Source organism: Bradyrhizobium sp. NP1 (assembly GCF_030378205.1).
Classification (GTDB): domain Bacteria; phylum Pseudomonadota; class Alphaproteobacteria; order Rhizobiales; family Xanthobacteraceae; genus Bradyrhizobium.
Genome location: NZ_CP127385.1, coordinates 6,257,584 through 6,279,880, shown reverse-complemented (window position 1 = coordinate 6,279,880; position 22,297 = coordinate 6,257,584). Strand labels below are relative to the sequence as shown.

At 66.8% G+C, this 22,297-nt stretch carries 19 protein-coding genes, 1 other RNA gene and 1 pseudogene; 19 read left to right on the top strand and 2 right to left on the bottom strand.

The window, feature by feature from the left end; translation table 11 throughout:
- Positions 1-18 precede the first annotated feature (18 nt).
- Complete coding sequence (locus QOU61_RS30410; RefSeq protein ID WP_289654888.1) at positions 19-408, top strand: VOC family protein; 390 nt, start codon at positions 19-21, stop codon at positions 406-408.
- A 107-nt stretch (positions 409-515) separates the two neighbouring features.
- On the opposite strand, the gene rnpB is transcribed toward QOU61_RS30410, so the two are convergent.
- An RNA gene (gene rnpB / locus QOU61_RS30405) (RNase P RNA component class A) lies at positions 516-946 on the bottom strand.
- A gap of 138 nt (positions 947-1,084) precedes the next feature.
- On the opposite strand from rnpB, the gene QOU61_RS30400 reads away from it, so the two are divergent.
- The 3 genes from QOU61_RS30400 (at position 1,085) to QOU61_RS30390 (ending at position 3,399) form a co-directional block, all read left to right on the top strand.
- A complete protein-coding gene (locus tag QOU61_RS30400) occupies positions 1,085-1,537 on the top strand; it encodes a PAS domain S-box protein (RefSeq protein ID WP_289654887.1) in 453 nt (150 codons plus the stop codon).
- A gap of 141 nt (positions 1,538-1,678) precedes the next feature.
- Positions 1,679-2,029 (top strand): YciI family protein, encoded by a 351-nt coding sequence (locus tag QOU61_RS30395; protein ID WP_289654886.1) that lies wholly within the window; start codon positions 1,679-1,681, stop codon positions 2,027-2,029.
- A gap of 125 nt (positions 2,030-2,154) precedes the next feature.
- Positions 2,155-3,399, top strand: coding sequence for an RNA polymerase sigma factor (locus tag QOU61_RS30390; RefSeq protein WP_289654885.1), 1,245 nt, complete (start codon positions 2,155-2,157; stop codon positions 3,397-3,399).
- Between the two features lie 2 nt (positions 3,400-3,401).
- Here QOU61_RS30390 and QOU61_RS30385 read toward each other — a convergent pair whose 3' ends face one another.
- A complete protein-coding gene (locus QOU61_RS30385) occupies positions 3,402-4,181 on the bottom strand; it encodes an N-acetylmuramoyl-L-alanine amidase (protein ID WP_289654884.1) in 780 nt (259 codons plus the stop codon).
- A gap of 518 nt (positions 4,182-4,699) precedes the next feature.
- On the opposite strand from QOU61_RS30385, the gene rsmH reads away from it, so the two are divergent.
- The 15 genes and pseudogenes from rsmH to ftsA all read left to right on the top strand — a co-directional run bounded on the left by rsmH (position 4,700) and on the right by ftsA (position 22,229).
- Positions 4,700-5,692 (top strand): 16S rRNA (cytosine(1402)-N(4))-methyltransferase RsmH, encoded by a 993-nt coding sequence (rsmH, locus tag QOU61_RS30380; RefSeq protein WP_289654883.1) that lies wholly within the window; start codon positions 4,700-4,702, stop codon positions 5,690-5,692.
- Positions 5,693-5,695: 3 nt separating this feature from the next.
- A complete protein-coding gene (gene ftsL / locus QOU61_RS30375) occupies positions 5,696-6,100 on the top strand; it encodes a cell division protein FtsL (protein WP_289654882.1) in 405 nt (134 codons plus the stop codon).
- Positions 6,097-7,842: a peptidoglycan D,D-transpeptidase FtsI family protein gene (locus QOU61_RS30370; RefSeq protein ID WP_289654881.1), complete on the top strand. Its 1,746-nt coding sequence runs from the start codon at positions 6,097-6,099 to the stop codon at positions 7,840-7,842. The genes ftsL and QOU61_RS30370 overlap by 4 nt, the downstream gene beginning before the upstream one ends.
- Positions 7,843-7,911: 69 nt before the next feature.
- Positions 7,912-9,366 (top strand): UDP-N-acetylmuramoyl-L-alanyl-D-glutamate--2,6-diaminopimelate ligase, encoded by a 1,455-nt coding sequence (locus QOU61_RS30365; RefSeq protein ID WP_289654880.1) that lies wholly within the window; start codon positions 7,912-7,914, stop codon positions 9,364-9,366.
- Positions 9,363-10,745 carry a UDP-N-acetylmuramoyl-tripeptide--D-alanyl-D-alanine ligase gene (locus tag QOU61_RS30360; protein WP_289654879.1) on the top strand — a complete coding sequence of 461 codons (1,383 nt, stop codon included), beginning with the start codon at positions 9,363-9,365 and terminating at the stop codon, positions 10,743-10,745. Before QOU61_RS30365 ends, QOU61_RS30360 begins: the two co-directional genes overlap by 4 nt.
- A 195-nt stretch (positions 10,746-10,940) precedes the next feature.
- On the top strand, positions 10,941-12,047 hold the full coding sequence (gene mraY / locus QOU61_RS30355; RefSeq protein WP_289654878.1) for a phospho-N-acetylmuramoyl-pentapeptide-transferase: 1,107 nt from the start codon (positions 10,941-10,943) through the stop codon (positions 12,045-12,047).
- A gap of 7 nt (positions 12,048-12,054) precedes the next feature.
- The gene (gene murD / locus QOU61_RS30350; protein WP_289654877.1) at positions 12,055-13,455 is read left to right on the top strand and encodes a UDP-N-acetylmuramoyl-L-alanine--D-glutamate ligase; all 1,401 of its coding nucleotides are present in this window, start codon (positions 12,055-12,057) and stop codon (positions 13,453-13,455) included.
- A gap of 235 nt (positions 13,456-13,690) precedes the next feature.
- Positions 13,691-14,842 carry a putative lipid II flippase FtsW gene (gene ftsW / locus QOU61_RS30345; protein ID WP_289654876.1) on the top strand — a complete coding sequence of 384 codons (1,152 nt, stop codon included), beginning with the start codon at positions 13,691-13,693 and terminating at the stop codon, positions 14,840-14,842.
- A 31-nt stretch (positions 14,843-14,873) separates the two neighbouring features.
- Positions 14,874-15,974, top strand: coding sequence for an undecaprenyldiphospho-muramoylpentapeptide beta-N-acetylglucosaminyltransferase (gene murG, locus QOU61_RS30340; protein ID WP_289654875.1), 1,101 nt, complete (start codon positions 14,874-14,876; stop codon positions 15,972-15,974).
- Positions 15,975-16,160: 186 nt separating this feature from the next.
- Entirely contained in the window at positions 16,161-17,564 is a 1,404-nt protein-coding gene (murC, locus tag QOU61_RS30335; protein ID WP_289654874.1) for a UDP-N-acetylmuramate--L-alanine ligase, read from the top strand.
- A gap of 22 nt (positions 17,565-17,586) precedes the next feature.
- Positions 17,587-18,507, top strand: coding sequence for a UDP-N-acetylmuramate dehydrogenase (gene murB, locus QOU61_RS30330; protein WP_289654873.1), 921 nt, complete (start codon positions 17,587-17,589; stop codon positions 18,505-18,507).
- Positions 18,508-18,630: 123 nt separating this feature from the next.
- The gene (locus QOU61_RS30325; protein ID WP_289654872.1) at positions 18,631-19,623 is read left to right on the top strand and encodes a D-alanine--D-alanine ligase family protein; all 993 of its coding nucleotides are present in this window, start codon (positions 18,631-18,633) and stop codon (positions 19,621-19,623) included.
- A 103-nt stretch (positions 19,624-19,726) separates the two neighbouring features.
- Positions 19,727-19,844 (top strand): annotated as a pseudogene (locus QOU61_RS37405) (D-alanine--D-alanine ligase); the annotation flags it as partial.
- A gap of 82 nt (positions 19,845-19,926) precedes the next feature.
- A complete protein-coding gene (locus tag QOU61_RS30315; RefSeq protein ID WP_289654871.1) occupies positions 19,927-20,913 on the top strand; it encodes a cell division protein FtsQ/DivIB in 987 nt (328 codons plus the stop codon).
- On the top strand, positions 20,910-22,229 hold the full coding sequence (ftsA, locus tag QOU61_RS30310) for a cell division protein FtsA (protein WP_289654870.1): 1,320 nt from the start codon (positions 20,910-20,912) through the stop codon (positions 22,227-22,229). The genes QOU61_RS30315 and ftsA overlap by 4 nt, the downstream gene beginning before the upstream one ends.
- The last annotated feature ends 68 nt before the right edge of the window (positions 22,230-22,297 follow it).

Sequence of the window (22,297 nt, the reverse complement as noted above, 5' to 3'; positions counted from 1 at the left end):
TCGGCCGCAGAGGAAGTCATGAAGCGCATATGGACGATCATTGGCGTCGCTGACGTGCCGAGGAGCTTCAAATGGTACCAGTCGCTGCTTGGCCTGCCGGAGACGATGCCGGCGCACGACTATTTCGGGCAAATCGTCGACTCCGACGGAACGGTTCTGCTCTGTCTGCACGCGTGGGGTGCTCACGAACATCCCACGTTGACAAGTCCGCACCACGCCAAGCCTGGCAACGGCCTGCTGCTGTTCTTCCGGGTCGACAATTTCGACGTGGCTTTGCCAAGGGCGCGCGCACTCGTCAGCCGCCTGGAAGAGGAGCCACATCTGAATCCCAACACCGGAACGACGGAGTTTTCGCTCCGGGACCCTGACGGATATTACGTCACCATCAGCGCGCTCAACCCAGCCTGAAAAATGGCGAGGGGTCCGGCGCGCTGGCGCCGAACCCCTCATTCTCTTTCTTAGTCGCGTTTTCTTCACGCGAACCGGAAGTCCACTTCGCTTGAAAACGCTTTTAGAGCATCAGCCGGCCTGTAAGCCGGGTTCTGTAGGGCACCGCCCCGCTTGCGCGAGCCGATACGTGACGGCCATTCCTCTGGGGCCATGTTCGCACATGGCCTCGGGCAACCTACCCGGACAGCGAGCCTGACATCGCTCCCGCGGACGTTGTCGCTTTCGCGAACTGCCCGCGTTGCCGTCCCTATTCGGTCTTGCTCCCGGTGGGGTTTACCATGCCGGCCCCGTTGCCGGAGCCGCGGTGCGCTCTTACCGCACCTTTTCACCCTTACCCGCCAAAGCCCGAAGGCAAAGGCGGGCGGTTCGTTCTCTGTGGCACTTTCCCTGGGGTCGCCCCCGCCGGATGTTATCCGGCACCGCATGTCGATGGAGCCCGGACTTTCCTCCCCGGCGGCCTTTCGGCGCTTGCCGGAGCGGCCGTCCGGCCGACTGACGCCCCTGCATGATGATTTTATCCCGCCGCGTCAAGTGGTTGGGTGCGCGCAAGCGACGCGCATCTTCATTTGATACCGGCCTGGTCGATGCCCGATATAGTGCATGGGCAGGGGACAGATCAGCGAATGGAGCGGACATGGCCAGCTTGACGAACAGTCCAGCCGGAATTGCCGACGCGTTGCTTGCAAGCGCGTCCGACGCGATCGTTGCGACCGATCGCGACGGGCTGATCACCTTCTGGAATCCCGGCGCAGAGCGCATCTTCGGCTTCTCGCCCGCGGAAGCGGAGGGACAATCGCTCGACCTGATCATTCCCGAGAATCTGCGCGCGCGGCACTGGACAGGCTTTCGCCATACGATGGAGACGGGAACGAGCCGATACGGTCACGGCGATCTGTTGTCCGTGCCGGCGCTGGCCAAGGGCGGACGGCGCATCTCGGTCGAGTTCACCATTGCGTTGTTGCGAAACGAGCGAGGCGAGACATCCGGAACCGTGGCTGTGATGCGTGATGTCACGGCCCGCTTCGAGGAAGTCAGGGACCTGAAGCGCCGGCTCGCCGAAACCGCCCAAACCAAGGCGCGATCATGATGTCCCCCCTCGTGCCGAGCGCGGGAGCCTGAAACTCGCGCTTTTCCGTCGGCCAAAATAATTTTCGCGGAGATGTCGTTTTGGCCCGCGCCCGTTCGACTGGATGTCGGCAACAAGCCGACAACAACAGGAGCAAGTGACATGCAGTACCTCTTGATGATCTACCAGAACGAGGCGGAATACGCGAAGATCGATCCGGCGACCGCCAAGAACAACATGGAAGCCTATGCTGCCTTCACGCAGTCCATCATCCAGAGCGGCAACTTCAAGGCCGGCGACCGGCTGCGGCCGACCACGACCGCGACCACGGTGCGCGTGCGCGACGGCAAGACGCTGACCACCGACGGTCCGTTCGCGGAAACCCGCGAGCAGCTCGCCGGCTACTATCTGGTCGACGCCAAGGATCTCGACGCCGCAATTGCCATGGCCGCGCGGATCCCCAGCGCCCGGATCGGCTCGATCGAGGTGCGTCCGATCTGGGTCTATGATTGATGGCCCCGCTGCTGTTCCGGGGCGCGGGCCGAGCGGCCGGGTTCGGGCGCGCGCGCCGATATGCAAACGGGTCTGCGGGCAATGCCCGCAGACCCGAACTGAGACTCATTCATGGGCGCGACCGCATGACGCCAGGCGAGATCGAAAAGATATTTCGCGACGAAGCGGGCAGGTCGCTTGCGACGCTGATCCGCCTGGTCGGCGATTTCGATCTCGCCCAGGACGCGCTGCAGGATGCGTTTGCCGCGGCGCTCGAGCGCTGGCCGGCAGAGCCGCCGCCCTCCAATCCGCGTGCCTGGCTCGTCAATGTCGGACGCAACAAGGCGATCGACCGGCTGCGCCGGCAGGCGGCGTTTCGCGACCGGCAGCGCGCGCTCGCGCACGACATCGAGCTTTATGCGCTGCCGGCGGACGAGGCGGCGGCCGACCAGGTTTTCGACGACGACATGCTGCGGCTGATCTTCACCTGCTGCCATCCGGCGTTCGCGCCCGAGGTGCAGGTGGCGCTGACGCTGCGCACCGTCTGCGGGCTGACGACCGCCGAGGTCGCGCGCGCATTCCTGATCGGCGAGGATGCGATGGCGCAGCGCCTGTTGCGCGCCAAGCAGAAGATCAGGCTCGCCGGCATCCCTTACGAGGTGCCGGATCGCGACGCGCTGGAGCCGCGGCTGCGCGGCGTGCTCGCGGTCATCTATCTCGTCTTCACCGAGGGCTATGTGGCGACGTCAGGCGAAGGGCTGATGCGGCCGGACCTGGTGCGCGAGGCGATCCGGCTGGCGCGTCTGCTCAACGGTCTGGTGCCGGCGCGCGGCGAGATCAAGGGACTGCTCGCCTTGATGCTGCTGCACGACGCCCGTCGCGCCGGGCGCGAGACCGAAGCCGGCGACATCGTGCTGCTCGAGGAGCAGGACCGCTCGCTGTGGAACTATCATCAGATCGCCGAAGGCTTGCGGCTCGTCGATGAAGCGCTGCGGATACCGGGCCGGCCGCAATCCTATGTGGTGCAGGCCGCGATCGCCGCGCTGCATGCGCGCGCGCCGAGCTATCGGGAAACCGACTGGCAGCAGATCGCCGGGCTCTACGAGGTGCTGCTGCGGATCAGCCCCTCGCCGGTCGTCGAGCTCAATCATGCCGCAGCGGTGTCGATGGTGGACGGCCCGGCGCGTGCGCTCGATCTGATCTCCTCGATCGAGGCCCGCGGGCATCTCGACGGCTATGACCTGCTGCCCGCGGTGCGCGCCGATCTGTTGCGCCGGCTCGGCCGCAAGGAAGCGGCCCGCGAGGCCTATCAGGCGGCAGCCGAAGCCACTCAGCTCGAACCACTGCGGCGGTTCTATGCGCTGCGGATCGCCGAGCTCGATCGCGGCTAAGGCTACGTCGCTGCGGCGATCGCGTCCGGCGGCAGGCTCGCCAGCAGCGCCTGCAGCGTGACGAGCGTCGAGTGGTCGGCGACGCCGTCGATGCGGGCGGGACGGAAGTGGCGCTGGAAAGCCGAGACCACTTCCATGGTGGCGCCGTCATATTTGCCGGTGACCGGCACGCCGTAGCCGTATTTGGCGAGCGCGCGTTGCATGTGCGCGACGTCGTCACTGATGGTGCCAAGCTTGAGCGTCTCGCCACGCACGATCGGCGCCGGCTGCACCCAATGACCGACCCCGGAATTGGCCAGCGAATGCCACGGGAACTTCTCGCCCGGGTCCTTCTTGCGCGCCGGCGCTACGTCGGAATGCGCGAGCACCCGGTGCGAGGGCACGTTGCGGCGGAGCATGATGCCGCGGCAGAGCGCGATCACGGCGGCGATCTGGCGCAGCGGGAACTCCGGATAGCCCCAGTCATGTCCGCGGTTGACGATCTCGATCCCGATCGAGCAGGAGTTGATGTCGTCCTCGCCCGCCCAGGACGATACGCCGGCATGCCAGGCGCGCTTGGCTTCGGGAACGAGCTGCACGATGCGGCCATCCTCGAGCACGATGTAGTGGGCCGAGACGTCGGTGCCCGGCGTGCAAAGCTGGGCGATCGCCGCTTCCACGTCCGGCATGCCGGTGTAGTGCAGCAGGATCATGTCGGGCAGCCGGCCCTTGTTGCGCTCGCCATAGTTCGCCGACGGGATCACGTCGGAGGCGATCGAGGAATCCGGGGTAAAGGTCCGCATGCTCGTGCTGGCCCTGGGAATCGGAAGGGCGCGTTGACGCTTCGAATCAACACCATCGGACACGAACGAACCAAGCGACATCGTTGAACTCAAGCCGGGCAGGACGGCGGTACGACCACCGATCGGGGTTTACTATTCATTCACCCTTGCTGCAGCGCAATCCGGGAACTGCGCAGGTCCGCCGCATTTTGACGGAAGTGTGTGGACAACGCATCACCAGTGGTCCCGATTCTAACATTCGCTTCAACGCTTTCTTAACGCTAACTGCCGTTACTAAGTCGTGAAGAGCCGAAACCGGTCCGGGGACGGCCGCAGCGGTTTGTTCGACCCCAATGGCAGGCCAGCAAATTCCTTGCGGAAAACAGGGGCTGCGGCCCGGGATCCGCGGTGAAGGCGATCGCGCGCGTCTGCGGCGCTCCATCCGGAGCGGCCGGGCCGGGCGCGGGAGTATAAGGCGCAATGGGCCCGGTCGCGTCCAGTTTCCAATTTTGCCGCCGGAATCAGCCGGGGGTCGGCGCATGATGCTGGTTCCTCGCCATATCCCGGTATTGGCGGACGAAGCCATCGCCTGGCTCGCCCCGAAGGAGGGCGGCGTCTATGTCGACGCGACCTTCGGCGCCGGCGGCTACAGCCGGGCGATCCTGAAGATCGCGGGAACCCGCCTGATCGGTATCGACCGCGACCGCAATGCGATCGCCGGCGGCTTCGACCTGGTCGACCGGGCGGACGGCCGGCTCACGCTGGTCGAGGACCGTTTCTCCAATCTTGCCGAGGTGTGCGCCGCGCAGGGCTGCGCCGCCGTTGATGGCGTCGTGATGGACGTCGGCGTCTCCTCGATGCAGCTCGACGAGGCCGGCCGCGGCTTTTCCTTCCGCCTCGACGGTCCGCTCGACATGCGGATGGGCCATGCCGGTCCGACCGCGGCGGACGTGGTCGCCAGGGCCAGCGAACGCGAGCTTGCCGACATCATCTACATCTTCGGCGAGGAACGGCATTCACGCACCGTTGCCCGCGCGATTGTCGCCGCGCGCCGGCAGGCGCCGATCACGACGACGCGGGCGCTCGCCGACATCGTCGCCTCCGTGGTCCGCGCCAAGCCCGGTGACATTCACCCGGCCACCCGGACGTTCCAGGGCTTGCGCATCTTCGTCAACGAGGAGCTCGACGAGCTCCATGGCGCGCTGTCGGCGGCCGAGCGCGTGCTCAGGCCGGGCGGGCGGCTCGTGGTCGTGTCGTTCCATTCGCTGGAAGACCGCATCGTGAAGAACTTCTTCGCCGAGCGCGGCAAGAGCGCCGGCGGCTCCCGGCACCGGCCCGAAATCGCGCAAGTAGCGCCGAGCTTTGCGATCCTGACCAAGCGGCCGGTGACGCCGGGCGAGGCCGAGGAGGCAAAAAATCCGCGCGCGCGCTCGGCCAAGCTGCGCGCTGCGGAACGCACTGATGCGCCTGCCCATGCGGCAGCCGAGCTGCCGTCCTGGCCGCGGCTTTCCGATGTGCTGAGGGGAGGCTGAGCGTTGCGCATCCTCCACCTCCTCGTGATCGGCATGCTGGTGTTCGCGGCGAGCTACGTCTATCGCATCAAGATGGACTCCACCGCGCGCGTCGAGCGCGTGCTGCGGCTGCGCGCGGAAATCCGCGAGCAGCGCGAGGCGATCGCGGTGTTGCGTTCGGAATGGGCCAGGCTCGATGCGCCGCTCCGGCTGCAGGGCCTTGCCGAGCGGCATCTGCCGATGAAGCCGATCAACGCCAATCAATATGACTCCCTGAAGAACCTGCCGGAGCGGCCGCCGAGCCTGGTGCCGCCGGGCACGTCCGATCCGATCGGCGCCATGATCGGCGTCATCGAGGCCAAGGCGACCGACAAGGCCGCCGATCCCGCCGTCACCGGCTCGGTCAACGCGCCGGAGGACAGGCAATGAGCGCGGCTCCCGACAAAGCGAGGCCGGCAGAGCCGTGGCGGCAGCGGCTGATCCGCAGCCTGCTGTACGGGCGCAATGTCGACCGCACCGCAAAGGCGCGCGCCCGCGTCGGCTTTGCCATGCTCGCCTTTGCCGCGATCTATGCGGTGATTGGCGGGCGGCTCGTGATGTTCGCGCTCGGCGCCGACGGCCATGGCGGCCGCCGCACCGCCTCGCAGGACGCGATCGCGACCGCGCGGCCCGACATCGTCGACCGCAACGGCGCGATCCTGGCGACCGACGTCAAGGCGCCGAGCCTGTTCAGCGAGCCGCGGCGCATCATCGACAAGGACGAGGCGATCGAGCTTCTGAGCGCGACGCTGCCCGACCTCGACACCGCGGAGGTGCGCGAACGCCTGTCGTCGCGAAAGGGCTTTGCCTGGCTCAAGCGCGAGATCACGCCGCAGCAGCAGCAGGAGATCCATCGGCTCGGCATTCCCGGCATCGGCTTCCTGCGCGAGAACAAGCGCGTCTATCCCACCGGCAACGAGGTCGCGCACCTGATCGGCCTCGTCAACATCGACAACCAGGGCATTGCCGGGATGGAGAAGTGGCTCGACAACAACGGGCTCGCCGACCTGCATCGCGCGGGCTTTGCCACCGATCGGCTGCAGCGGCCGGTCGAATTGTCGGTCGACCTGCGCGTCGAGCACGCGCTGCGCGACGAGCTGTTGAAGGCGAAGGAGAAGTTCCACGCCAAGGCGGCTTCCGGCCTCGTCTCCAACGTCAAGACCGGCGAGATCGTGGCGATGGTCTCGGTGCCGGATTTCGATCCGAACAACCCGAAGGAAGCGCACGACCCTGATCGCATCAACCGCCTGACCACCGGCGTCTACGAGATGGGCTCGACCTTCAAGGCGTTCACGCTGGCGATGGCGCTGGATTCCGGCAAGATCACGCTCAACTCGATGTGGGATGCGCGCGGCAACCTGCACTATGGCAAGTTCACCATCCACGACAGCCATCCGCTCGGCCGCTACATCAACACCAAGGAGGTGTTCACCTATTCGTCGAACATCGGCGCGGCGCGCATTGCGCTCGGGCAGGGCGTCGAGGCGCACAAGGCGTTCCTCGCCAAGATGGGCCAGCTGCAGCGGTTGCGCACCGAATTGCCGGAAAGCGCTTCGCCGCTGGTGCCGCGGCGCTGGGGCGAGCTCAACACCGTCACCATCGCCTTCGGACAAGGTTTGTCGGTGGCGCCTCTACAGGCGGTCATGGGCATCAACGCGCTGGTCAATGGCGGCTATCTGATCCCGCCGACCTTCCTGAAGCGCTCCGAGCCGGAGGCGATGGCGCTCGCCAAGCGCGTGGTCAAGCCGGAAACCTCGGACAAGATGCGCTTCCTGATGCGGCTCAACGCCGAGATCGGCACCGCCAAGAAGGCCGACGTCGACGGCTACTATGTCGGCGGCAAGACCGGAACCTCCGAGAAGATCGTCAACGGCCATTACGCCAAAAAGCGCGTGCTCAACTCCTTCACCGCGATCCTGCCGGCGGACAATCCGCAATACCAGCTTCTGATCATGATCGACGAGCCGCAGGCGCTGAAGGAGACCTACGGCTTCATCACGTCGGGCTGGAACGCGGTGCCGACCGGCGGCGCGGTCATTGCCCGCATCGCGCCGCTGCTCGGCATCGAGCCACGCTTTAACATGCCGCCGTCCGACCGCCTTATTCTTGCGGCATCGAGACTAACCCAGTAAGCCGTAAGAGCGCTGGGATTCGAGGTTCCCGCGGCCCCGCGCGTGTGGGAAAGAGGGCACTGGACGAGCATGAGACTTCGCGACCTCCTCGGCGATGATGCCGCGATCGACCACGCCGCCGCGGCGATCGAGGTCGGCGGGCTCGCGTTCGACAGCCGCGTCGTGAAGCCGGGCGACCTGTTCTTCGCGCTCGCGGGCTCCAAGACCGACGGCGCGCGCTTCGTCGACGCCGCGATCGCGGCCGGCGCGGTGGCGGTCGCCGGCGAGCAAAAGCCGCAAGCCGGCCTCGCCGTGCCCTTCATCGTCATCCCCGATGCGCGCCGCGCGCTGGCGCTGGCGGCGGCAAGGTTTTTTCCGCGGCAGCCCGCGACCATCGCCGCGGTGACCGGGACCAGCGGCAAGACCTCGGTCGCCGCCTTCACGCGGCAGATCTGGCAACGGCTCGGTCATGTCTCGGCCAGCATCGGCACCATTGGCCTCGTCTCGCCGAAGCGCACCGTCTACGGCTCGCTGACGACGCCCGATCCGATCGCGCTGCACCACCAGCTCGACGAGATCGCGCGCGACGGCGTTACGCATCTGGCGTTTGAGGCGTCCTCGCATGGGCTCGACCAGTTCAGGCTCGACGGCGTGCGGATTGCGGCCGGCGGCTTCACCAACCTGTCGCGCGACCACATGGATTATCATCCTGACGTGGCGCACTATCTCGCCGCCAAGCTGCGGCTGTTCCGCGATCTGGTCGCGCCCGGCGGCGCGGCGGTGATCTCGGCGGACCATGATTGCTCGCGCGAGGTGATCGACGCGGCGGCCGCCCGCGGCTTGCGGCTCATCACGGTCGGCCGCCATGGCGACGGGGCGGGCGAGGGGATTCGCCTTGTGGACGCCGCGATCGACGGCGTGGCGCAACGGCTCATGCTCGAACATCGCGGGCGCAGCATCAAGCTGTGCCTGCCCCTGGTCGGCGGCTTCCAGGTCGAGAATGCGCTGGTCTCCGCCGGTCTTGCCATCGGCACCGGCAGCGACGCGGATGCCGTGTTCGCAAGCCTCGAGCATCTCGAAGGCGCCAAGGGCCGGCTGGAGCGTGTCGGCGAGCATCAGGGCGCGCCGATCTTCGTCGACTACGCCCACAAGCCGGATGCGCTGGCGAAAGCGCTGCAGGCGCTGCGTCCCTATGCCAAGCGCAGGCTCGTCGTCGTGTTCGGCGCCGGCGGCGACCGCGACGCCGGCAAGCGTCCGCTGATGGGCGCGATCGCGTCCGAGCATGCCGACAGCGTCATCGTCACCGACGACAATCCGCGCAGCGAGGATCCGGCGGCGATCCGTGCCGCGATCCTGGCGGCCGCCAGCGGCGCGCGCGAGATCGGCGACCGCGCGCTTGCGATAAGGACAGCGATCGAGGAATTGCAGCAAGGCGATGCGCTGTTGATCGCCGGCAAGGGTCACGAGACCGGGCAGATCGTCGGCAACAAGACGCTGCCGTTCAGCGACCACGATGCCGTGGCCGCAGCGCTGGAGGCGGCATGAGCGCCAAACCGCTATGGACGATCGCGGAAGCGGCGCGCGCGCTCGGCGTCGTCGGCAGCTTTCCGGAAACCGAAATCGATTTCGTCACGCAGGACAGCCGCGTGGTGAAGCCCGGCAGCCTGTTCGTGGCGTTGAGCGGCACGCCGAGCGGCGGCTTCGTCTCGAGCTTTGCCAGCGCCCGCGACGGCTGGGAGTTTGCCGCCAATGCGCAGGCCGCCGGCGCGGCGGCGATGATCGTGCCGCACCGGATCGAGGGCATCCGCATTCCGCAGCTCGTCGTCAAGGACACGCTGCTCGACGGGTTGTGGCGGCTTGCGCGCGCGGCGCGGGCGCGCTTCGAAGGCCCGGTGATCGGTCTTACCGGCAGCGCCGGCAAGACCTCGACCAAGGAATTCATCGCCGCCTATCCGGACGCCTTTGCGAGCCCGAGCAGCTTCAACAATTTCTGGGGCGTGCCGCTGACGCTGTGCAATGCGCACCCCGATGCCAGCGTGTGGGTGGTTGAGATGGGCATGAACCAGCCCGGCGAGATCGCGCGGCTCAGCGAGCTGGCGCGGCCGAGCGTCGCGCTGGTGGTGAACGTGCAGCCGGTGCATCTGGAAAAGCTCGGCAGCCTGGAGGCGATCCGGCGCGAGAAGGTCAGCATCGTGCGCGGCCTGCCGAGCGACGGCGTGCTTGTGCTGCCTCATGATATCGAAGCGGCCGAATGGCGAGGCCGGATCGTGCGCTTCGGCGACGGCGCCGAGGTGAGGGAGGTGAGCCATCTCGCGCAAGGCGAGCGCTGGCAGGTCGTGGCCGAGATCGGCGGCAGGCGCATTGAATTCGCGCTCACGCCCGGCGCGCCGCATCGCGTGCAGAATGCGCTGGCTGCGCTCGCCTCCGTCCATGCCGCGGGTCTCGATCCGGCGGCGCTCGCGCCGAGGCTCGACGCGGTCGGCATCATGACCGGGCGCGGCGTCGAGCAGCATGCCGGCGGCGTCACCGTCATCGATGACAGCTTCAACGGCAATCCCGCGAGCATGGTGGCCGCGCTCGACAGCCTGAAAGCGCGCCCGGTCGAACGCGGGCGGCGCATCGCCATTCTCGGCGACATGCTGGAACTCGGTTCCGACGCGCCGGCCTATCATGAGAAGCTGGCGAAGGATCTGCCTGGAATCGACGCGATCTACTGCGTCGGGCCCTTGATGCGTCATCTGTATGAACGCGTGCCGCAGCCGATGCGGCTGGGCTGGCACGAGGACCCGGCCACGCTGCGGCCTGGCGCGGTCGCGGAGCTGCTGAAGGGCGGCGACGTCGTGGTCGTCAAGGGCAGCAAGAAGATGTTCTGGGTGAATAAATTCGTGCCCGCCCTGGTGGCCGCGCTTGAGGCAAGGGCGTAAGTTCGGCCATGCGTCGCCGGCAGCCTTTCTTTCCGCTCGTCCCCACTCGCGCCGGCGCGCCGGTCATGGTTAAAGGCGCAAGGATGAACAAGGATGAAGGTGACCGCGAAGGCGTTCGCGCAAAGCGTGCTTTCCGGCTGTGAGCCGGCAACAAGGACATCGCCGCGCGGCACGCGGCGGCATAGGGCAGGTTGAATGTTTTACTGGCTGATCGAGCTTTCCAACACGTTTCCATCGCTTGGCGTATTCCGCACGCTGCTCAACGTCTTTCGCTACATCACCTTCCGCACCGGCGGCGCGATCGCGACCGGCGCGCTGTTCGTGTTCCTGTTCGGGCCCTGGATCATCGATCATCTGCGGCTGCGCCAGGGCAAGGGCCAGCCGATTCGCACCGACGGGCCGCAATCGCACATCATCACCAAGAAGGGCACGCCCACCATGGGCGGCCTGATGATCCTGTCCGGCCTCGTGGTTTCGACCGTGCTGTGGGCCAATCCGCTCAATCCCTATGTCTGGATCGTGCTCGCGGTGACGCTCGGCTTCGGCTTCGTCGGATTCTATGACGACTATCTGAAGGTGACCAAGCAGAGCCACAGCGGCTTCGGCGGCCGCGCGCGCCTTCTGATCGAGGCGGTGATCGCGCTCGCCGCCTGCTACGCGCTGGTGAAGCTCGGGCGCGACGCGTCCTCGACCTCGCTTGCGATCCCCTTCTTCAAGGACATCGTCATCAATTTCGGCTGGTTCTTCGTGATCTTCGGCGCCTTCGTGATCGTCGGCGCCGGCAACGCCGTGAACCTCACCGACGGCCTCGACGGGCTTGCCATCGTGCCGGTCATGATCGCGGCCGCGAGTTTTGGCATGATCGCCTATCTCGCCGGCAATGCCGTGTTCTCCGACTATCTGCAGATCAACTACGTCGCCGGCACCGGCGAGCTCGCGGTGCTTGCCGGCGCCGTGCTCGGCGCAGGCCTCGGCTTCCTGTGGTTCAACGCGCCGCCGGCCTCGATCTTCATGGGCGACACCGGCTCGCTCGCGCTCGGCGGCATGCTTGGCGCCATCGCGGTCGCGGTCAAGCACGAGATCGTGCTGGCCGTCATCGGCGGGCTGTTCGTGCTGGAAGCGGTTTCCGTCATCGTGCAGGTCGCCTCCTTCAAGCTCACGGGCAAGCGCATCTTCCGCATGGCGCCGCTGCATCATCATTTCGAGCAGCTCGGCTGGACCGAGCCGCAGATCGTGATCCGGTTCTGGATCATCTCGGTGATGCTGGCGCTCGCCGGCCTCGCCACGCTGAAGCTGCGATGAGCGACGCATGATCCCCGTCACCTCCTTTGCGGGCAGGGCGGTCGCCGTGTTCGGTCTCGGCGGCTCGGGACTGGCGAGCTGCCATGCGCTCAAGGCTGGCGGCGCCGAGGTGATCGCCGGCGACGACAATGCCGACAATGTCGCAAAGGCCGCGCAGGCCGGCTTCATCACCGCGGACCTGCGACAGGTTTCCTGGGCGAACTTCGCCGCGCTCGTCCTCACTCCCGGCGCGCCGCTGACGCATCCGGCGCCGCACTGGAGCGTGCTGATGGCGCGCGAGGCCGGCGTCGAGGTGATCGGCGACGTCGAGCTGTTCTGTCGCGAGCGGCGCCGCCACGCACCCGATGCGCCGTTCGTGGCGATCACCGGCACCAACGGCAAGTCGACCACGACAGCGCTGATCGCGCATCTGACCCGCTTTGCCGGCTACGACACCCAGATGGGCGGCAATATCGGCACCGCGATCCTGTCGCTGGAGCCGGCGCGGATGGGCCGTGTCCATGTCATCGAGATGTCGTCCTACCAGATCGACCTTTGTCCCTCGCTCGATCCCTCCGTCGGCATCCTGCTCAACATCAGCGAGGACCATATCGATCGCCACGGCACGCTTGCAAATTACGCGGCGGTGAAGGAGCGGCTGGTTGCGGGTGTGCAGCCGAGAGGCACCGCGATCGTCGGCGTCGATGACGGCTTTTGCCGCGACATCGCCGACCGCATCGAGCGGGCCGGCAAGCGCGTGGTTCGCATCTCCGTGAGGAACCCGGTTGCCGACGGCATCTATGTCGAGCACGAGACCATCGTGCGGGCGTCCGGCGGCGCGCGGTCGGAGGTGGCCAGGCTCGGCGGCATCGGCTCGCTGCGCGGCCTGCACAACGCCCAGAATGCCGCGTGTGCCTCGGCCTGCGCGCTCGCGATGGGGATCGGCGCCGAGGTCCTGCAGAATGGCCTGCGCAGCTTTCCGGGACTGGCGCATCGCATGGAGCAGGTCGGCCGCCGCGGCAGCGTGCTGTTCGTCAATGATTCCAAGGGCACCAACGCGGACGCCGCCGCGCACGCGCTGTCGTCCTTTGCCGACATCTTCTGGATCGCCGGGGGAAAACCGAAGGCCGGCGGCATCACCAGCCTGACCGACTATTTCCCGCGCATCCGAAAAGCCTACCTGATCGGCGAGGCGGCAGCGGAATTTGCCGCGACCCTGGGGGACCGCGTGCCGCACGAGATGAGTGGAGCGCTCGATGTTGCGGTTGCAAGCGCCGCGCGCGATGCGGAGGCCGCGGGGCTCGCCGAAGCGGTGGTGCTGCTGTCGCCGGCCTGCGCCTCGTTCGACCAGTACCGCAATTTCGAGATCCGCGGCGCCGCCTTCCGCGATCTGGTCCAGGCGCTGCCCGGCGTCAAGCCGGTGGTGTGAGGCGCGCCGCGAGCCGCGCGAAGGCTGTCATCACCCGCGAAAGCGGGTGATCGAGTATTCCAGAGAGATCTGTGCGAATTTCCAAAGCCGCGGCGTACTGGATGCCCCGCTTTCGCGGGGCATGGCCGGGGTGGCGGAGGGACTGCGCATATCGGCAAAAGTTCATCTCTTCCGTTAACCCTTCGGCAACCATCATCGGCGACCAATGGTCAGTTGCTGACCAGTGGGGCCCTCGATGATCTCCCGTGAACAACGCACCCCGCTTTCGGAATGGTGGTGGACCATCGACCGGCCGCTGCTCGGCGCCATCATCGCGCTGATGCTCGCCGGCATCATCCTGTCGCTGGCGGCAAGCCCGCCGGTCGCGACCCGGATCGGGCTCGACCCGTTCCATTTCTTCAATCATCACGCCATGTTCCTGCTGCCGTCGTTCATGGTGATGATCGCGGTCTCCTTCCTCTCCCCGCGCCAGATCCGCCGCAGCGCGCTGCTCGTGTTCGCGGTCTCGATCGCGCTGATCGTGGCGACGCTCCTGATCGGCCCTGAGGTGAAGGGCTCGCGGCGCTGGATCACGCTGATCGGCGTCAACATCCAGGCCTCCGAATCGGCAAAGCCCGCTTTCGTCGTCCTCGCGGCCTGGCTGTTTGCCGAATCCACCAAGCGTCCCGAGATGCCGGCAACCTCGATGGCGCTGGTGCTGTTGCTCACGCTGGTGTCGCTGCTGGTGATGGAGCCCGACTTCGGCCAGACCATGCTGATCCTGATGGTGTGGGGCGCGCTGTTCTTCATCGCCGGCATGCGGATGATCTGGGTGATGGGGCTTGCAGGCGTCGCGAGCGCCGGCCTGTTCGGCGCCTACCTGCTGGTTCCTCACGTCGCCGGCCGCATCAAGCGCTTCATGAATCCGGCCTCCGGCGACACCTTCCAGGTCGACACCGCAATGGAGGCGTTCGGCAATGGCGGCTGGTTCGGGCTCGGGCCGGGCGAGGGCATCGCCAAGCGCAATCTGCCCGACAGCCACACCGACTTCGTGTTCGCGGTCGCCGCCGAAGAGTTCGGCATCATCCTTTGCCTCGCGCTGCTTCTGTTGTTCGCCTTCATCGTGCTGCGCACGCTGACGCGCGCCTACGCCAACGAGGACATGTTCTCGCGCTTTGCCGCCTCAGGGCTTGCCATCCTGTTCGGGGTGCAGGCCGCGATCAACATGTCGGTCAACCTGCAATTGATCCCGGCCAAGGGCATGACGCTGCCCTTCATTTCCTATGGCGGCTCCTCGATCGTGTCGCTCGCGTATGGCGTCGGCATGATGCTGGCGCTGACGCGGCTGCGGCCGCGCACCGAGGTCGAGTCGATCAGCGCGGCCCAGGCGCGGCCCACGCTGGCGTGACTGGCGTCGCGCCATCGGCTATTGAGGCGCGATGGACACCAAGCCCTTAATCCTGCTGGCCGCCGGCGGCACCGGCGGTCACCTGTTTCCGGCCGAAGCGCTCGGCGTCGAGCTGATCAGGCGCGGTTATCGGGTGCGGCTGGCGACCGACGCCCGCGCGCTGCGCTACAGCGGCCTGTTCACCAGGGAGATGATCGACGTGGTGCCGAGCGAGACGGTGCGCAGCCGCAACCCGCTGTCGCTCGCCCGCACCATGCTCATGCTCGGCTACGGCACCGCGGTCGCGTTCAGCCTGATCCGGCGATTGAAGCCCGCGGCCCTGGTCGGCTTTGGCGGCTATCCGACGCTGCCGCCGCTGCTCGCTGCGAAGCTTTGCGGCGTTCCGTCGGTCATTCACGAGGCCAATGCGGTGCTCGGCCGCGCCAACCGCCTGCTCGCGCGCTATGCCAGCGCGATCGCGACCTCGCTGCCCGGCGTGCTCGATCGCGACCCGGCGCTGTCGGCCAAGACAACCACGGTGGGCACGCCGATGCGCCCCGCGATCCTCGCCGCGGCGGCGGTGAGTTATGTGCCGCCGCAAACCAGCGAGCCGTTCCGCCTGCTGGTCGTCGGCGGCAGCCAGGGCGCGCGCGTGATGAGCGACGTCGTGCCCGGCGCGATCGAGCGGCTGGAGCCCTCGCTGTGGCAGCGCCTGGTCCTGACGCAGCAGGTGCGCGAGGAGGACATGGCGCGCGTCCGCGGCATCTATGATCGCTTGAAGATCAGGTGCGAGCTCGCGCCGTTCTTCACCGACCTGCCGGCGCGCCTTGCATCGAACCATCTCGTGGTCTCGCGCTCCGGTGCCGGCACTGTGGCCGAACTCGCCGCGATCGGCCGGCCCTCGATCCTGGTGCCGCTGCCCGGCTCGATCGACCAGGACCAGTTCGCCAATGCCGGCGTGCTGGCAGCGGCCGGCGGCGCCTTGCGCATCGCGCAAGCCGAGTTCACGCCCGACCGCCTGGCATCGGAAATATCGGCGCTTGCGGGGGAGCCCGCGCGGCTTGCGACGATGGCGGCTTCCGCCCGCGGCGCGGGCCGGCTCGACGCCGCCGAGCGGCTGGCCGATCTGGTGGCGAAAGTTGCCGGAATTTGACTCCAGTCGTTCCGGAAGGACCGGATCGGAGGCCGATCCGGAATCCCGAGATTTCAGGGTCGCTCGCAGTACCTGCGGGCGGGAATGACGCTAAAAAGCCCTTGTCAGCGGCTTTGAAAGCGGGGCATCCAGTATTGGGCGCGGCTGATTTGCGGCCTCGCTGAGCGACGCCAGGAAAGCACGACCATGAGACTGCCGCGCGAGATCGGACCCATCCACTTCGTCGGGATCGGCGGCATCGGCATGAGCGGCATCGCCGAGGTCCTGTGCAATCTCGGCTACACCGTGCAGGGCTCGGACGCTTCCGAGAGCGGCAACGTCACGCGGCTGCGCGAGAAGGGCATCAAGGTCTCGATCGGCCACAAGGCGGAGAATGTCGACGGCGCCGACGTCGTGGTGGTCTCGACCGCGATCAAGCGCGACAATCCGGAACTGATGGCGGCGCGCGCGCAGCGCATTCCGGTGGTGCGCCGCGCCGAGATGCTCGCCGAACTGATGCGGCTCAAGAGCTGCGTCGCGATTGCCGGCACCCATGGCAAGACCACGACGACCACGATGGTTGCGACCCTGCTTGATGCGGGCGGCCTCGATCCGACCGTCATCAACGGCGGCATCATCAACGCCTATGGCTCCAACGCGCGTCTCGGCGCCGGCGACTGGATGGTGGTGGAGGCCGACGAGAGCGACGGCACCTTCCTGAAGCTGCCCTCTGACGTCGTCATCGTCACCAACATCGATCCCGAGCATCTCGATCACTTCAAGACCTTCGAGGCGATCCAGGACGCCTTCCGCAATTTCGTCGAGAACGTGCCGTTCTACGGCTTCGCGGTGATGTGCATCGATCATCCCGTGGTGCAGACGCTCGTCGGCAAGATCGAGGACCGCCGCATCATCACCTATGGCGAGAACCCGCAGGCCGATGCGCGGCTCGTCGATCTTGTGCCGATGGGCAGCGGCTCGCGGTTCAAGGTCGTGATCCGCGACCGCAAGTCGGGCGCAGCGCACGAGATATCAGACATCACGCTGCCGATGCCCGGACAGCACAACGCGTCGAACGCCACCGCCGCGATCGCGGTCGCCTATGAACTCGGCATGTCCGACGACGCCATCCGCAAGGCGATCGCCGGCTTCGGCGGGGTGAAGCGGCGCTTCACCAAGACCGGCGAGTGGAATGGCGTCACCGTGATCGACGACTATGGCCATCATCCGGTCGAGATCGCGGCGGTGCTGAAGGCGGCGCGCGGCTCCACCAACGGCAAGATCATCGCGGTGGTGCAGCCACATCGCTACACCCGCCTGCAGTCGCTGTTCGAGGAGTTCTGCACCTGCTTCAACGATGCCGACGCCGTCGTCGTCGCCGACGTCTACCCGGCGGGCGAGGCGCCGATCGAGGGCGTCGACCGCGATCATTTCGTGCTGGGCCTGCGCACGCATGGCCACCGCGAGGTGATCGCGCTGGAAAAGCCGGCCAATCTCGCGCGCATCGTCAAGGACATCGCGAAGTCAGGCGATCTCGTGGTCTGCCTCGGCGCCGGCAGCATCACGCAATGGGCCTATGCGCTGCCGGGCGAGCTGAAGGCACTGGGATGAGGGGTGGACCAGCGATCTCGTCATGACCTTCCCCGACATCACGCCCGACCTCCACGCCGCGATGCCGCAACTGCGCGGCCGGCTGCTCGCCAACCAGTCGCTCGCCGAGCTCAGCTGGTTTCGCGTCGGCGGCGCGGCACAGGCGCTGTTCACGCCGGCGGACGAGGACGATCTCGCCTATTTCCTGAATCATTTGCAAAAGGAGCTGCCGGTCCATGTCATCGGTGTCGGCTCCAACCTGATCGTGCGCGACGGCGGCATGCCGGGCGTGGTGATCCGGCTTTCGCCGCGCGCTTTCGGCGACGCCAGCGCTTCGGGCGATGTCGTCACGGCTGGCGCGGCCGCGCTCGACAAGCGCGTCGCGGAGGCTGCGGCTGCGGCCAACCTCGGCGGGCTGGAGTTCTTCTTCGGCATCCCCGGCACGATCGGCGGCGCGCTGCGCATGAACGCGGGCGCCAATGGCGGCGAGACCAAGGACGTGCTGATCGAGGCGAGGGGCATCGGCCGCGACGGCAGCCGCCATGTCTTCGACAATGCCGGGATGAAGTTCAGCTACCGCAACAGCGGCGTCGATCCTTCCCTGATCTTCACCGCCGCCCGCTTTCGTGGGCTTCCCACCGCGCCGGAAGCGATCCGCAAGCGCATGGACGAGGTGCAGGCGCATCGCGAGAACGCGCAGCCGATTCGCGAGAAGACCGGCGGTTCCACCTTCAAGAACCCGCCCGGTCACAGCGCCTGGAAGCTGATCGATGCCGCGGGCTGCCGTGGCCTGCGGCTGGGCGGCGCGCAGGTTTCCGAAATGCACTGCAATTTCCTGATCAACACCGGTAACGCCACCGGGCATGACATTGAAATGCTGGGCGAAACCGTGCGCGCGCGGGTGAAGGAAAATTCCGGAATCGAGTTACACTGGGAAATCAAGCGGATCGGGATTCCATCCTAAAGAGTCATTCCGGAGCGCGCGCAGCGCGAATCCGGAATCTCGAGATTCCCCGGTGCGCAATAGCGCACCTGAGGTCTGATCCTTCGGATCATCCCGGAATGACGAAGAAGGCAGCTTTGAACGATGCGGATCACCATTCTTTTCGGCGGCACGAACAAGGAGCGGCTGGTGTCGGTCGCAAGCGCCCAGGCATTGTGCGACGCCTTGCCCGAAGCCGATCTGTGGTTCTGGGATGCCGATGACAGCGTGCACGAAACGCTGGCCAGCACACTGCGCGAGCATGCGCGGCCGTTCGAACTCGCCTTCAGGCCCGGCGGCCGTCGCATCGCCACCACGATCGAGCTGGCGCTGGATCAGGCGAAGAGCGACGATCGCCTGTTCGTGTTCGGCCTGCATGGGGGCCGGGCGGAAAATGGCGAACTGCAGGCGGCCTGCGAGACGCGCGGAATCCCGTTTACCGGCTCGGGCTCGGCGTCATCGCACCTTGCCTTCGACAAGGTCGCCGCCAAGCGCTTCGCCGCCATCGCGGGCGTCAAGGCGCCAAATGGCGTCGCGCTGGGAGAGATCGACGCCGCCTTCGCCGAATACGGCAAGCTGATCGCCAAGCCGGTGCACGACGGCTCGAGCTATGGCCTGATCTTCGTCAATGCGAAGCAGGATCTCGTCGCCGTCCGCCGCGCCGCCAAGACGGAAGAATACCTGATCGAGCCGTTCATATCGGGCATCGAGGCCACCTGCGGCGTGCTCGAACAGGCGGACGGATCGGTGCGCGCGCTGCCGCCGATCGAGATCGTGCCGGCCGACGGCGGCTTCGATTACGTCGCCAAATATCTCGCCAAATCGACCCAGGAGATCTGTCCCGGCCGATTCGCGCCCGAGGTCACCGCTGAGATCATGGATCAGGCGCTTAAAGCGCATCATGCGCTGTCCTGCGCCGGCTATTCGCGGAGCGATTTCATCGTCTCGCCTCAGGGCACTATCTATCTGGAAACCAATACCTTGCCGGGCCTGACCCGCGCCTCGCTCTACCCCAAGGCGCTGAAGGTCGAAGGGATCGAATTCGCCGACTTCCTGAAGGGCCAGATCGAGCTGGCGCAGCACCGCATCAGGAAATAATCCCGACCGGGGACCCGGTTCGCCGGCTCGGACCCGGAATTTGTAGAATTGTTAATATTCTGCGGCAAACCCCTCACAGGACGGGGCAAAAAGCGCCGTTGCGGTCCCGGTTTTACCTTTTGTTTACCAGGAAGGCAGAAGGTTAACGGCAGCGGCGCGTGTGGCGCTTGGCTGCCGGGGCGTGAGCTGTTGCGGATTTCCGCTTCGACGACCGCATCGAGGAAGTTTCGCCTCCAGACCCGGTGAGCCGAGCAACCCATGGGCCGAGCCGCAGTTGCGGACAACCTGTGACGAGTTCGTGCAATGGATGGAGCAGGACGCCTCACCCGATCCGAAAGATCGCAGGCGCCGAAAGCTGACCTGAAGGCGGCCGCCATTGGCGCGGTCGTGCTGTTGCGCGAGCGCATGGGCCGGCAGCGCAGGAGGCGCGCCGCAACGCCGCTTGATCGCGCGCCGCCCAACCGCCTCATTGCGCTGATCGAACGTTATGTGCCACGGCGCGGCGGCATTGCCGCGACCGTCCTGATCCTGCTCGGCAGCGCCGGCCTCGGCGTGGTCAAGGGCGGTCACCTCGATGCGTTCACCGCGGCGCTCAGCGACACGCGCAACGCGCTGGCGAATTCCGCGGGCTTCCGCATCACCTCGGTCGCCATCAACGGCCGCCGGCAGTTGAGCCAGGACGAGGTGCTCGCGGTCGGCGGCGTCACCGGCCGCTCCTCGCTGCTGTTCCTCGATGCCATTGCCGTGCGCGACCGGCTCAAGTCCAACCCCTGGATCGCCGACGCCACGGTGCTGAAATTCTATCCCGGCCAGCTCCAGATCGACATCGTCGAGCGCACCGCGTTCGCGCTCTGGCAGTGCGACGGCAAGCTCTCCGTCATCGCCGAGGACGGCGCGGTGCTCGAGCCCTATCTGTCGCAGCGCTTCGTTTCGCTGCCGCTCGTGGTCGGCAACGGCGCCGGAACCCGAGCAAAGGATTTCCTGGCGCTGCTTTCGCGCTATCCGCAGGTCAAGTCGGTCACCAGGGCTGCGATCCTCGTCGGCGAGCGGCGCTGGAACCTGCGCCTCAAGGACGGCCTCGACGTCCGCCTGCCGGAGAACGACGTCGGCAACGCGCTCGCCGAACTGAGCCGGCTCGACAAGGAGGACAAGCTGTTCTCGCGCGACATCGTCGCGATCGACATGCGCCTGCCGGACCGGCTGACCGTGCAGCTCTCCGACGACGCCGCGAAAGCGCGCGAAGATCTGTTCAAGGACAAGAAGCCCAAGAAGAAGGCTGGTGAAGCATGACCGGCCTCGATCGCAGCCAGACCCCGAAGATCCGCACCACGCCGCAGAAGCGCGTCACGATGGTCGCCTCGCTCGACATCGGCACCAGCAAGATCGCCTGCATGATTGCGCGGCTGAAGCCGTGTCCGCCGAGCGAGGCGCTGGGCGGCCGCACCCACGCCGTCGAGCTGATCGGCTACAGCCAGATCCAGTCGCGCGGGGTCAAGGCGGGCGCGGTGATCGACCTCGCCGAATGCGAGCAGGCGGTGCGGCAGGCGGTCTCACTCGCCGAGCGCATGGCCAAGGTCCGGGTCGAATCCGTCCTGCTGTCGGTCTCCGGCGGCAGGCTGCAGGGCCAGTTGATCGAGGCCTCGGCCGACATTCGTGGCGGCGCCGTGACGGCGGCCGATGTCGGACGCGTCATCTCGACCGGGATGCGCCACGCCACCGGGGAGGGGCGCACCGTGCTGCATGCGCTGCCGGTCGGTTATGCGCTCGACGGGGTCAAGGGCATCCGCGACCCCCGCGGCATGGTGGCGCGGCAGTTCGGCGTCGACATGCACGTCGTCACCGCGGACGCCACCGTCGCCCGCAACCTGATGCTGGTGGTCGAGCGCTGCCACCTCAACGTCGAGGCCATGGCGGCGAGCCCCTATGTGGCCGGATTGTCGATCCTGACCGACGACGAGGCCGACCTGGGCGCGGCCGTGATCGAGATGGGCGCGGGCTCCACGACGATTGCGATCTATTCCGGCGGCCGGTTCGTCCATTGCTCCGGCTTCGCCGTCGGCGGCCACCACATCACCATGGACCTGGCGCGGGGACTCTCCGCCTGCATTGCGGATGCCGAGCGAATCAAGACGTTATATGGCACGGTGCTGACCGGCGGGTCCGACGCGCGTGAGTTGATGTCCGTGCCGACTGCCGGCGACGAACAGGATGTTCCCCAGATCGTATCCCGCGCCACGATCGGAAACATCGTCCGACAGCGTGCCGAGGAGATTTTTGAGATGGTCCGGGACCGGCTTGCGGATTCTCCCTTTGCGGCGGAGCCGAAGGCGCGGGTTGTCCTGAGCGGCGGTGCTTCGCAGCTCACCGGCATGGTCGAGCTTGCCACCCAGATCCTCAACCGCCCGGTGCGGGTCGGCCGGCCGCTCGGCTTCGGCCGCCTGCCCAACGAGGCCAAGAGCGCCTCCTTCGCGGTGCCCACGGGGCTTCTGGTCTATCCGCAATACGCCCATCTCGAACATGTCGAACCGCGGCATACGCGGCAGCTCAAGACAGGGACTGACGGCTATTTCGGCAAGGTCGGACGATGGCTGCGCGAGGGCTTCTGATGATTCATTTCCGCAACTATCGACACTCACCAAATCCCGCGGCCGCGGGAGAACCAACGCGCGCGTAA